Raw genomic sequence first — 13269 nt, forward strand, 5'->3', positions numbered from 1 at the left:
TTTTAGTTCGTTATTGGTTAATTATTTTTATCTGTAAAGTTAATAAATTCGGGGGCTTCTATCTTAGTTGTATCCACCGGTTTTGCTATTGAATCTTTTTTCTTTTTCTTGTTTTTAAAAACCTTTTGTACGAGCTCATTGAAATTATCAAAATCTACCGAGTATGAAAGTCCAATACCTTGCTCATAACCTTGGTTTTCAGTCCCTATAAATTGAATATCATTTTGTCGATTAAACACCTTACCTCTAAGCGACCCATCCTCATTAAAGAGATATTCTATTTCTACATCTCCAACTACAGTAGATTGATCTGTTCCTCCCAGAGGAACTCCAACCCTACCATTAATTAGTATTTTATTGTTAATTTGGGTCGATAGTGTTAATCCAAATTGATCTGCATTTTCCTGATCCAAAGTACGCACTCCCTGCACGTAATTAAGTCCTACCTGGAACTTATCATCTTCATCAGAAAACAATCCATCAAAAAGACTAGAAGCTCTATCTGCTACTAACCCTCCCGTAATGGTGTTTGGATCCAACGTTTCACTACTATAAAATTGGCCTTGAGAAACCAGAGATAAAGCTTGTATTTCACTATTAGACTGATCTCTTAACTTATAATCTAACTCACTTTTTACTACTGAGCTTAGATTCGGAAACTCCAGACTAAAATTAAGGTTAGGTTGTATTAATTCTCCTTGTAAATCTACAACGACCTCAACGGGTATTTTTCTGTTTATCGAAGCATTATCTAATAAAATAGCTGGGTTTGCTTCTGTTTTATATACCGCACTTAGGTCTAGAATAGCTCTGGTTGGACTTCCATCCCAATTAATCGTACCTCCGTCCCGAACATTAAATATCTTTTCAACGACCAAATACCTAAAATTATATGTTCCTTCATATGCCACGAAATCTCCCCACATATTGAACTTCCCATTGGTGTTAATCTCGATAAGCAATGTCCCAGCTCCGCGACCTTTAAGTGAGCTTCCATTTTGTTTATCTACTACAATTTCAACTTCGGCATTATTATTAACATCCAGATCAAATTGTAGTTCTAACCCTTTTACCTCATCCAACACAATTTCTTTACCTTCTAAACGGGCTTGTTTCTCATCGGGGCTCAAAAAGTGAATATATGAATTGTCTCCAATAGACTCTGTTTCATTAAGTGGAATTTTAAAAACCGTACCTTCTTCGGTAGTAGCATTTACATTAATAACTAACTCGTCTGTAGGGCCTTTTATAGAAGCATCTCCGCTTATAAATGCGGTTCCGTAATACAATGATTCTTCATCTTCTTCGGTATCAAGAACTAGTAATCTATCATTAGCAATAAGATCTAAGCCCATTTCCCATTTCGAAAATTGACGATGAGCTATATATCCTCCTAAAATTCCTTTGGTATTATACTTGGTATCAGTAACCTCAATATTATCAAAATTAAATCGCTGTTTTTCTAATAGAACTCTTGAACCTTCTTCAAAATCCAGATCCACATTAAGGTAAGGTACAGTAAGTCCCGCTTGACTTAAACTAAGAGCACCGTCTATTGAAGGTTTTTTAAAACTACCTGAGATTTTTGCATTTCCAAAGAGATACCCTCTTATATTAGAAACTACTATACCTCCCAATGCACTAAACTCTTCAATATTAAATCGATCAAGTTCAAGATCTACGTCCATCTTAGAATTGCTCTTAGAAACATTAATAGTTCCCAAAGCTGTAAGGCTTTGATGGTTTCCTTCATCAGTAAGTTTAGTATCGACACTATATTCGGTTAAATCATCATTTCCAACCACATCGATAGTAAGATCTCCCAACAATGTTTCATTAATCCCTAAATCGTTTACACTTATCGTAGAGCTAGGATAGTAGGCCCCGTTCTCTTGTAATACTGCTAGCTTCCCGTCTACTTTTCCTGCAAAATTCAAGCTATCTATCCTGGGTGTGATTTTATTAAGATCAACATTTTCAAAAGTAGCCTTGATATCTTTATAATATTTTCCTTCTACGACGCCATCCACCTTTATTTCTTCATCCTTGTAGTTAAATATAAGTGATTGAATATCGATATTTTTAAAATCGTTGTCGAATATTATCTTGTTGTTATCTTTATTTTTATCTCGGTTTACATACCAGGTATATCCTTTATAAGTAAGGTCTGACTTCCTGAAACCAACTTCGGAATTATTTTCTTCATTGATGGTATGATAAAACTCTAAACTAAAATCATCTGCATTATTTTTTCCTCCTTTAAATTCGGAGTGCATGAATAGCGTGTCTTTTAGTGTAACATTAATCAAACTAAATTCTGATACATCATAGTATTTAGAATCGATACTATCAATTGCTACATAAGTATTAAATAATGGGTTTTTATTATCTACTTGAACATCTACATTTTGCATGACATTATCAAAAGCCTTAATAGAAGGAGATTTAAAAGTGAGTTTAAATTCTGACTCATTGCTTTCTACTTTTCCTCTTATGATTGTATTTGGTGCAAATTGAACTTCAGGGAAAAAGACATCAACAATTTTATTATAGATACTGAAATTGAATTCCATAAATTCATTATCTGTAATCTCTGTAGCTTCAAAATTGGTGTATAAACTCCCAATCGAATTCCTGAAAAGATCATACACATTTTCAAACCTGAAAATCCCTTTCACATCTCCTTCGACAATATCGGGACTATTGATCTTGATTGTTCTTACATTATTTTCATCAAAGCTAGAAGTGATATCAAAATCCTCAAAATAATAGCTAGCATTTTGATTGGTATACAGGGTTTTCTTAAAAGAAATGGTTCCAAAAGCATCATTTACACCAGTACCTTTCATATTCATATATACATCACCGTTAAAAATAGATTCACTATCTCTAGTAAAGAGATTTAGCCTTTTAAGGTCAATATGATCAACATTTGCAACGAAATCGTAGTTATGAATCTCCTGAGACAAATCTGCTACTCCATTAAATTCAAATCTTACATTAGGATCCTGAGAAATGAGATTTCCATCGAAAACTCTATCTTTTAAGTTTCCTAGTGCTTTTAAATTCGAATAATTATACCCATTAAACACCAATTTATTAACATCTCCCTCTATTCTGGTGTTCAAACTCTCTAGTGTAAAGCCACTTCCATCAACATTAATATTAAAAGCTGCGCTACCTACCGAATTTACCCCTAATAATTGACCTACATTAAAGTCATTGGATATAATATTTCCATTATAGGTTGAAGTGGTGATATCATCAAGCTTCTCAAGTAGCACAAAAGCATTTATTTGCCCAAGTTGAGAAAAAAGATTCATATCTATATCAACAGCTTTTGTAGTTACAGTAGCATTACCTTTGGCCGTAACGCTTCCAAATTGATACAGCTGACGAGGAAGTGATTCTCCCAGAACTCTAGGCATCAAATTTACCAAATCATAATAATTGGTCGTTAGATCTGTAAAATCACCGGTAAGTTCAAATTTTGTAGCATCAGAAACCGCATTTTTAATCCTTACATCTCCACGTATGACTGACCGATCTAATCCGGTTATATTGGCATTGATCACCTTAAAATCATTTAAAGTTCCCTGCACCAATGTATTTCTCAATTTCAAAACATGATTATTCCCGAATCCTTTATAAAAAGGGATCAAATCATTGGTTGAAATAGAAGCCTTGTTAAAGTCTGCAGTAATATTTACTTTGTTTTCAAAATCTGAAAGTCCACCTTCTTCAAAAGAAAATAATACTTCACCTTCTATATTAGAATCTGGAGTTTCTATGACCAACTCTTGAAAACTCATTTCTTTTGGCTTAACAGCGAAGCAAGTTTGCAATTTGGAAATTTGTAATCCCTGTGGTTCATTAAATGCTAATGCATTAATATTTAGATATACATCAGGACCATCTACCATTAGATTTTCTGCATCCAGAGTAATATCCTTATAATATATTACATCAGGACTCTTTAAATTTTCATCGGTAAAACTATAAATACCATTTTCAATGGTAATATTTTTGGTAGTTAGCAGAAACCTTTCACCAGAAGGTGGTTTTCCACTATCAAACTTTCTTACAAAAGTCATTAAGTTATCGCTATTTTCATCTTTATAGATTTTCATCTTAAATCTAAGATTCTTTATAACGACCTCTCCTAACTCAGGATTGCCATTAGATATCTTACTGAGACTACCTACTGAGGTTTCAATACCCCCAGCATAAAGTAATGTATCCTGATGATGATCTTTTACAAAAACCTCTTTGAGATTCACATTACCGGCATAGGTTAATCCAATCTTGCCAATTTGAATATCTACACCATAATCTGAGTTTAAGCGTTTAGTAATTTTTTTTCCAAAAAAAGTTTGAACTGCAGGTATAGAAAATACGATCACTAAAAACGCAAAAAGTGATAAAAGGGTAAGAAATACCCTTAACAATATTTTCCTAAATTTTCTGATACGTTTTATTGTTTTAACTTTGTTGACAATATTAACAATTTCTATGCCCTTTTCCTCATAATGAATCCACAAAAAATATACATTCTCGGTATTGAATCTTCATGTGATGACACGTCTGCGGCTATATTATGCAACGGAAAAGTTTTGTCAAATGTTGTGGCATCACAAAAAATACATGAACAGTACGGCGGTGTTGTTCCAGAATTAGCTTCTAGAGCTCACCAACAAAACATTGTTCCTGTTATTGATCAAGCTATTAAGCAAGCCGGAATTGCTAAAAAAGATTTAAGCGCCATCGCCTTTACTAGAGGACCAGGATTAATGGGTTCTTTATTAGTAGGGACTTCCTTTGCAAAATCATTAGCCCTGGCATTAGACATTCCTCTCATCGATGTAAACCATATGCAGGCTCATATCCTTGCTCACTTTATAGAAGAAGATGACTTTGATCAACCTGAATTTCCATTTTTAGCAATGACTATAAGCGGCGGTCATACTCAGATTGTAAGAGTAAACGACCATTTCGACATGGAAGTAATTGGAGAAACAATTGATGATGCCGTTGGTGAAGCTTTTGATAAAAGTGCAAAAATCCTGGGGCTATCCTATCCTGGAGGTCCTTTAATAGATAAATATGCGCAATTAGGAAATCCAAAGGCTTTTCCGTTTCCTAAACCAAAAGTCAGTGATTTAAACTTCAGTTTCAGTGGACTTAAAACTTCAGTATTATATTTTATACAGAAAAAAGTAAAAGAAAATCCAGATTTCATTCAGGAAAACTTACACGACATTTGCGCATCTCTACAGTATACTATCATTAACATATTGATAGATAAATTAAAAAAAGCTTCTAAGCAAACAGGAATAAAAAGCATTGCAATTGGAGGTGGCGTTTCTGCTAATTCTGGAATTCGTAAAGCTTTAAAGGATGGAGAATATAAATTTGGATGGAAGACTTTTATCCCAAAATTTGAATATACCACAGATAACGCAGCCATGATTGCCATTGTAGGATATCTAAAGTTTTTAAAAGAAGATTTTACCGACTTAAATGTGGTGGCTAAAGCCCGAATAAAATTCTAATGCAGCTATTTTATAACGATACATTAAGCAGCTCGAGTACCGAAATTAAATTCTCGCGCGAGGAAAGTAAGCATATTGCCAAAGTGCTACGAAAGAAAGAAGATGATATTTTGCATATCACCAATGGAAGAGGTGATCTTTTTCAAGCTAAAATAACCTTTTCTAACCCTTCACAATGTATTGCTGTAATTGACTCGTTTGAAACTCAGAAAAAGAAACCCTATCGATTACATTTGGCTGTAGCCCCTACCAAAATGAACGATCGATATGAATGGTTTTTAGAAAAAGCTACCGAAATAGGTATTGATGAGATCACACCTATTTTATGTGATCACAGCGAACGTAAAGTCATAAAGTTGGAAAGATTCGAACGTATTCTTCAGAGTGCTATGAAACAATCTTTGCAATGTTACTTACCTAAGTTAAACCCCCTAGTTACATTTTCTGATTTCATTGCAAAGCCAAATCAGGATCAATTATTAATTGCTCATTGTGAAGAAACTAAAAAACAATCGCTACAAGATATTCTTCAACTAAAATCGAACTCTACTATTTTAATTGGTCCAGAAGGTGATTTTTCTCCTGATGAAATTCATAAAGCTCTTTCCTCTGGATACCATCCTGTGACTCTAGGTGAAACCCGATTAAGAACAGAAACTGCTGCAATCGTAGCCGCTCATAGTGTTGCTTTTATGAATCACTAACCTATCTCACTTATAATCAATATCTTTATCAAACAAATCAACACATAATGATTCGTATTTATCAAATAATCATTTGCCTTATCTTTTGCTGTTTGGGATGCTCTTCAAACAATAATGATAATACTTCTAATCCTGATGTTTCTCCACCCACCGACTCACAAAATACAATTAGTAAGATTGAGTTTATAGATGAATATGTAATTCCGGTTCAAGACTTAGCAGGAGTTCCTGTCGGAGGACTATCGGGTATAGATTATTATGACGGAAAGTGGTATCTGATTTGTGATACTTCAGAACCACCAATACGGTATTATAACGCTTCTATATCATATACTTCAACTGGATTTACCGAGGTATCAGTAAATACTATGACCGAAATAAAAGATAATATGGGCGCCGCATTAGCTGCTGGCACAGTTGACCCTGAATCGATTCGATTTGATCCTAATACACAGAATTTGGTGTATAGTAGTGAAGGTTCTATCGTAAATGATATCGACCCCGCTTTATTTGAAATATCTACTTTGGGAAATCTGGTAAGAACATTCACTTTACCCGATTATTTTAAAGCTCAGGCTAATGATGATACCAAAGGACCGAGGCATAATGGGGTTTTTGAAGGATTATCATTAAATATAGATAACACTGGATATTGGGTTTCTACAGAACTACCGCTTATCGAAGATGGACCAGAACCCACTCTTACTGATACTGATTCTCCGGTTCGAATCACCTTCTTTAATAAAAACACAGGATTAGCAGAACGACAATTTACATATGAACTAGATCCTGTGGCTCGACCAGCAACTTTAGGAACAACTTTTGAGGTAAATGGACTAGTAGAGATTCTAGAATATGATCAAAATAAATTCTTAGCTCTAGAACGTTCCTTCTCTTCGGGATATATCGATGGTGGTAACAACGTAAAAATTTACAAAGTTGATGCAACTGAAGCCACCAACACCCTATCAACAGAGTCTTTAAACAGTGCCTCTTATACCAAAGCACAAAAAACACTGTTATTCGATTTTGAAACTATCAGAAGTCAACTCATCAATAATTCTGTCGACAATATCGAAGGAATTAGTTTTGGCCCTGCATTAGAAGATGGAAGTAGAACAATTGTGGTGGTGTCTGACAATAATTTCAACTCTTTTATCCCTCAAAAGAATCAATTAATTTTATTTAAAGTAATCCCATGAAGGTGCTGTTTTACTTTGATTGCTTAAGATTTTGCAAAACAGATTTCAGATCTACATAATAAATATCCCCAGGTGGTCTTTCTCCTTCTGGGCGTTTACCAACAACCCCAGGTCTTTCCGAGGTAAAGTATAACACCTCATCATTTTTACTTAGCCCTGGAGCAAACTCTGTATATTCTGAATTCACTGCGGCACCTAAATTCTCAAGCTCTGTCCAAACACCGTTCTCATTCCAGGAAACAAATAAATCGGCATCTCCTTTCCCTTTTGGATCCCTTGCAGCTACAATTAAAAAATCTTCGTTTGACGATATACTCGGGTTACTTGCGTAAATAGGTTCTCCGTTTAATTGTAGCACAATTTTTTCCGCTTGTTTATATCCATCTTTAGTGTTCTTAACAACTACAATATCTCTTCCCTGAAATCGTTCCGAAACAAAATAAGCATTTCCGTTTTTTGACATCGTTATAAAAATATCTGTCGAATCTGAATTAAAGGGAAAGTCTAGATGAATGGGTTCTGACCATTTATCCTCTAGTCTATCTACATACCAAGTATTGTAAACTCCTCCTTTGTCATTTGCAATAACTGGCCTAGTAGAAGTAAAATATAACCGGTTACCATCTGCAGTGAGAAAAGGGTCTACATCTCGATACTCTCCCGTAGAAAATGAAAGGTTTTTGGCTTCAGACCATTTCTTATTTTCATATACCGAATACATTAGCTTCATACTTGAACGATCTGCCGTAGTACGGTTAAAAAAGACTTCGGTCTCATCAGAATTTAATGTGGCAGCAAACTCAGGAGCACTTGTAGAGACCGCACCTTCTCCCCAAATACTCGCCGTTACTGGAGGTTTAGGTCTCGATTGACATGAAATAACTAACACACCTAAAAGTACAAAGGTTACAACTATTTTCATTTTGACATATTTTGGTTCACTCTCCTAATTAGAAATATCTTCAGGAGTAAAATACATCAAAAATCAAATCTTTCAAGTTAAGATTATCCCAATTGCGATTATTTTAAATCTCTTTTTTAGTCGCTCCTATAGTTTGAAGTGAAGCATTTTGAACATATGCAATAATCGAAAGCTCATCATTTTCAGAAACCCATTCTGGTATTTTAAGCACTATATTTCCCGATTTTTCCCGACTCACTGCTCTATTGGCTACAATATTTGTATTCTTTAGAGTTCGGTTTCTATTCTCACCCCTCGCTATTTTTGTGATTCTCTCTGAAACTACCAATGTTAGTGTTACCGTATTAAATTCTTGACCTTCTACCACATATGAAAAAAGCAGCTCTGTATTATCTCGCTTTACATTTTCTAAAACAATAGTTTGTTTTGTTTTTGATTTAGCATACTTTTCCAATGCATTATTTACTTTATACCTATTCGAACCTGTAAAGTGTTCATTACCATTTACTACCAATTGGGGTGTATATATAGACCTACTATTAAATTTTATTGCATATTCCCTTTGATAGTCACTAAAAGATTCTGAGCTAAAAGGGTCTCGCCATCCTAAACGGTTCCAATAATCTACATGATAAGACAAGACGAATACATTTTGATCTTTATATTTTTCATCAATCTGTTCCAAAAGTTCATCAGCAGCGGGACAGCTACTACATCCTTGTGAAGTAAACAATTCAAACACTATAGGTCCAGTGGTATTTTCTTGAGCTACCAGACCAAACGAAGTAATTATCGTTAACGAAAGTATAAGCTTCTTTATCATCGAGGTAATTTTAGTATTTTTAGACTCTAATTTAGACGCCACTTATGCGAAAACTTACTGTATTCATCTTTATTATTTTTGTTTCCTTGACAGTTTATAGCCAGGAGATAGCCATTCTACAGTATAAAGGCGGAGGTGATTGGTATAGTAATCCAACCGCTTTACCTAATTTAATTACTTTTTGTAATCGTAATATCAAAACCTCGATAAATAGCAAACCAAAGACGGTAAAACCCGAAAGTGTAGATATTTTCCAATATCCTTATTTACATATGACGGGTCACGGTAATGTGTTTTTCACTGAGGAGGATGCAGAAAATCTTAGAAATTATTTACTAAGCGGCGGCTTTTTACACATCGATGATAACTATGGTATGGAGCCCTATTTAAAAAAAGAACTTCTTAAAGTTTTTCCTGACAAAGAATTAATAGAATTACCTGTTTCACATCCGATTTTTTCATCTAAATTTAATTTTCCTCAAGGGTTACCCAAAATTCATGAACATGACGGTAAACGACCTCAAGCGCTAGGAATTATACATGAAGATCGATTGGTATTACTATTTACTTTTGAAAGTGATCTGGGAGATGGATGGGAAAACCCTGAAGTGCATAACGATCCCGAAGAGGTGAGACTTAAGGCTCTAAGAATGGGAGCCAATATCATTAAATATGCTTTTGAAAATTAATGGCAGATCAACTTCATCACTACAATTCAAAATTTACAAAGAAGCAATTTCCAATTATTCTGGTTTGTGACCGAGTAAATTCACCTGCAAATATCGGGAGCATTTTTAGAATTGCTGATAGTTTTGGTGTATCACAAATTTATTTTGGAGGAGAAGATATTAATGTGGTAAGTAAACGAATGCAGCGTACATCCAGATCTACCCATAATGTAGTCCCCTACCAGGAAATTGAATCTTCAGTAGATGTTATTAAAAAACTTAAGGCTGAGGGGCATCACATTTTGGCACTAGAAATCACAAAAAACAGTATTCCTATACATGAATATACCTTTACTACTAATCAAAAGCTTGTACTTGTTATTGGTGAAGAAAATTTTGGCGTTTCTGAAGACATTATTGTGCTCTGTGATAGCTGCCTTCATATTGAGATGTATGGTATTAACACTAGCATGAATGTAGCTAATGCTACTGGTATTGCTCTATATGAAATGGTTAAACAACTAGAATATTCATCTGATAATTGAAAAATATTTCTACCAAAGAGAAACTTTGTAACTTTAAAACTCATTTTTACAAAACTTTGTAATCTATGAATTCAAAAACAATCGCATACGGGATACTAAGAGCAGTAGCTATTATAGTTGGTGTATTAGGATTATTATGGTTTCTATATCAAATTAGGTCTGTATTAATCTACATTGCATTTGCTGCAGTAATTTCACTTATGGGGAGACCATTGGTATCTTTTTTGAAAAGAAAACTGAAATTTAACAATACCCTGGCAGTTGTTTTTACACTATTTATCACCTTAGGCTTATTCTTTAGCATTTTTATGCTGTTTGTACCCATAATTACAGAACAGGGACAGCTTATTGGAGAAATTAATATTAATCAAATTGGTGATGATCTCGATAGATTAAATCAAGAGGTAAGCGATTATTTTAATGTTGAAAAGCTAAGTTTTGTAGAACTGTTTAAACAAACCGATCTCATGCAGTTTTTTGATTTAAAAGCTGTACCTAATATGATTAATTCATTTTTAAGTGGTTTTGGAGCCGTATTAATTGGTTTATTCTCTGTACTTTTCATTTCTTTCTTTCTCCTCAAAGACAGTTTACTACTGGAGAATAGCCTTTTGGTATTTGCAAAGAAAGAGGATGAAAATAAATTCATGAGGGCCTTTACAAAAATCAAAGATTTACTGTCAAGATACTTTGTAGGATTGTTGCTTCAAGTCGTTATCTTATTTGTGCTATATACCATTCTTTTATTAATTTTTGGAGTACACAATGCCATAGCGGTAGCCTTGATTGCGGCAATTCTAAATCTTATTCCTTACATCGGCCCCTTATTTGGTGGAATATTTATGATCTTTTTAGCCACTACTAGTAACCTTGGATATGATTTTCAAACAGTAATGCTTCCTAAACTATTGTACATACTCATTGGGTATCTCATTATACAACTTATCGATAATTTTATAAATCAACCATTGATTTTTGGAACCAGTGTAAAATCCCACCCGCTGGAGATATTTCTTGCCATACTTATTTTTGGTTTATTATTTGGTATAGGAGGTCTTATTGTTGCCGTACCATCATACACAGCGATAAAAGTAATAGCAAAAGAGTTTTTATCTGAATATAAGATTGTAAAAACATTAACCAAAGACCTATAAGATCAGAAGTTCAACTAGGGAACACAACAGATTGAATCCAGATATTTTAAATACCGAAGTTCAGGAGTTTATAGTAGAAAAATCAAATGCTCCTATCGATTTGAATGCGCTTATTCTAAAAGGAAGTCCTTTTGAGCATATCAATATAAAAGAATTGGCCCAACAAATTAAAGGGCGCTTAACGGCCAAAAACAAAATCCCCTCGTGGTTTACTAAGAGATCGATATATTACCCACCAACACTAAACTTAGAGCAAACTTCTTCTGAAGCGACAGCAATTTATAAATCACAATTAGTATCAGGCGAAACACTTATAGATGTTACTGGCGGACTAGGAATCGATGATTATTTCTTCTCTAAAAAAGTAAATCATATAACCCATTGCGAGTTGAATACAGAATTAAGTAAAATCGCAACACATAACTTTGCTATCCTACAAGCAGAAAATATCAAAACGATAGCAAATGACGGTTTAAAGGTTTTGGAAGATATGGAACATGTGGATTGGATTTACATAGATCCTTCACGTCGTCATGATCACAAGGGAAAGGTTTTTTTCTTAGAAGATTGTTTACCCAATGTTCCCGCACAATTAGATTTCTTATTTTCTAAAAGTACTAATATCCTTATTAAAACCTCTCCCCTTTTAGATATTCAATCTGGAATAAACTCTTTGCAATATGTAAAAGAAATTCATGTGGTTGCTGTAGAAAATGAAGTAAAAGAACTTCTTTGGTTACTAGATGGAAAAACCCATAAAAACATTTTGGTTAAGACTATCAATATCCGTAAAAAAGGAGATCAATTGTTCTCTTTTTACTTAGAGGAAGAACATATTCATTCTATAGATTATGGTTTCCCAAAAAAGTTTTTGTACGAACCAAATGCAGCTATTCTAAAAAGTGGAGGATTTCAAAGTGTAGCGCATCAACTAGAGTTAGTAAAATTACATCAACATTCGCATTTATACACTTCAGATAATTTATTCAATTTCCCTGGCAGGTGTTTTGAAATTATTTCGGTACTGCCCTATCATAAAAAGAACATCTCTAAAGCAGGGTTTACGAAAGCCAATATAACTACACGTAACTTCCCTGAAACGGTGTCTAGCTTAAGAAAAAAGCTTAAAATTAAGGATGGAGGCAATGATTACTTGTTTTTTACCACAGATAAGGAGGAGAATAAGCTCGTAATACATTGCAGAAAAGCTACTATCGTTTAGTTAGAGAATTCGGGTGCATTATCGATATACCCTTCTATATACTCCTTTAACTCTATTTCTTTTATAGCCTCTACATTTTTGAGCATAAAATCTTTATCCTCATCGATATTTTTATAATACCCAACAATTTTGGGTGCATTGGCCTGAATACTAAGTCGTATCATTCTAAGCTCTATATTTTCTGGCTCGGCTTGAATAGCTTCTTCTATCATTTTTTTTCCTTTGTTGAAATGAGATAGTTTAGAAAAAGGGTTCCAACCAAAAGAAGCCTTCAATGCCAGTGCGGCCCCATGATAACCTTTGTAAACTGCTCCCTTATTCCTGAGTCCTTTTTGAGTTAATTCATAGAACTCATCCGCCTTTTCTTTTGAGCTATTACAATGTTTATAAGAATTTCGTATTTCTTCTACCGATACAACATCTGTTAACGGCTTAAAACCACAAAGAATAAATAGAGCAATTACAATTTTCATAAAA

11 protein-coding genes are annotated in these 13269 nt (G+C 34.0%); 7 read left to right on the plus strand and 4 right to left on the minus strand.

Translation table 11 applies throughout. The features are described from left to right. Window positions 1–17: 17 nt before the first annotated feature. Window positions 18–4448, minus strand: coding sequence for a translocation/assembly module TamB domain-containing protein (locus M0D21_RS03985; RefSeq protein ID WP_248327134.1), 4431 nt, complete (start codon window positions 4446–4448; stop codon window positions 18–20). A gap of 81 nt (window positions 4449–4529) precedes the next feature. Here M0D21_RS03985 and tsaD point away from each other — a divergent pair, with 81 nt between their 5' ends. From tsaD to M0D21_RS04000, 3 genes are read left to right on the plus strand one after another with little or no spacing between them, the layout of a single operon-like run. Then, entirely contained in the window at window positions 4530–5552 is a 1023-nt protein-coding gene (gene tsaD / locus M0D21_RS03990; protein ID WP_248327136.1) for a tRNA (adenosine(37)-N6)-threonylcarbamoyltransferase complex transferase subunit TsaD, read from the plus strand. Then, window positions 5552–6256, plus strand: a complete 705-nt coding sequence (locus tag M0D21_RS03995; protein WP_248327137.1) for a 16S rRNA (uracil(1498)-N(3))-methyltransferase — start codon at window positions 5552–5554, stop codon at window positions 6254–6256. The genes tsaD and M0D21_RS03995 overlap by 1 nt, the downstream gene beginning before the upstream one ends. 47 nt (window positions 6257–6303) lie before the next feature. Next, complete coding sequence (locus M0D21_RS04000; RefSeq protein WP_248327139.1) at window positions 6304–7458, plus strand: esterase-like activity of phytase family protein; 1155 nt, start codon at window positions 6304–6306, stop codon at window positions 7456–7458. 10 nt (window positions 7459–7468) lie between these two features. On the opposite strand, the gene M0D21_RS04005 is transcribed toward M0D21_RS04000, so the two are convergent. Both M0D21_RS04005 and M0D21_RS04010 read right to left on the minus strand, forming a co-directional pair. After that, window positions 7469–8380: a TolB-like translocation protein gene (locus M0D21_RS04005; RefSeq protein WP_248327141.1), complete on the minus strand. Its 912-nt coding sequence runs from the start codon at window positions 8378–8380 to the stop codon at window positions 7469–7471. 103 nt (window positions 8381–8483) lie between these two features. Beyond that, on the minus strand, window positions 8484–9203 hold the full coding sequence (locus tag M0D21_RS04010) for a DUF1223 domain-containing protein (RefSeq protein ID WP_248327143.1): 720 nt from the start codon (window positions 9201–9203) through the stop codon (window positions 8484–8486). A 44-nt stretch (window positions 9204–9247) separates the two neighbouring features. On the opposite strand from M0D21_RS04010, the gene M0D21_RS04015 reads away from it, so the two are divergent. From M0D21_RS04015 to M0D21_RS04030, 4 genes are all read left to right on the plus strand, one after another. Further along, window positions 9248–9892, plus strand: a complete 645-nt coding sequence (locus tag M0D21_RS04015; protein ID WP_248327145.1) for a DUF4159 domain-containing protein — start codon at window positions 9248–9250, stop codon at window positions 9890–9892. Further along, window positions 9892–10416 (plus strand): TrmH family RNA methyltransferase, encoded by a 525-nt coding sequence (locus tag M0D21_RS04020; protein WP_248327147.1) that lies wholly within the window; start codon window positions 9892–9894, stop codon window positions 10414–10416. Before M0D21_RS04015 ends, M0D21_RS04020 begins: the two co-directional genes overlap by 1 nt. A 65-nt stretch (window positions 10417–10481) precedes the next feature. Next, entirely contained in the window at window positions 10482–11570 is a 1089-nt protein-coding gene (locus tag M0D21_RS04025; RefSeq protein ID WP_248327149.1) for an AI-2E family transporter, read from the plus strand. Between the two features lie 31 nt (window positions 11571–11601). After that, window positions 11602–12792: a class I SAM-dependent methyltransferase gene (locus M0D21_RS04030; RefSeq protein WP_248327151.1), complete on the plus strand. Its 1191-nt coding sequence runs from the start codon at window positions 11602–11604 to the stop codon at window positions 12790–12792. Here the strand turns inward: M0D21_RS04030 and M0D21_RS04035 are convergent. After that, window positions 12789–13265, minus strand: coding sequence for a hypothetical protein (locus M0D21_RS04035; RefSeq protein WP_248327152.1), 477 nt, complete (start codon window positions 13263–13265; stop codon window positions 12789–12791). The two genes, M0D21_RS04030 and M0D21_RS04035, sit on opposite strands and share 4 nt — an antisense overlap. Between the last annotated feature and the right edge of the window lie 4 nt (window positions 13266–13269).

Source organism: Aquimarina acroporae (assembly GCF_023195925.1).
Taxonomy (GTDB): Bacteria; Bacteroidota; Bacteroidia; order Flavobacteriales; family Flavobacteriaceae; genus Aquimarina; species Aquimarina acroporae.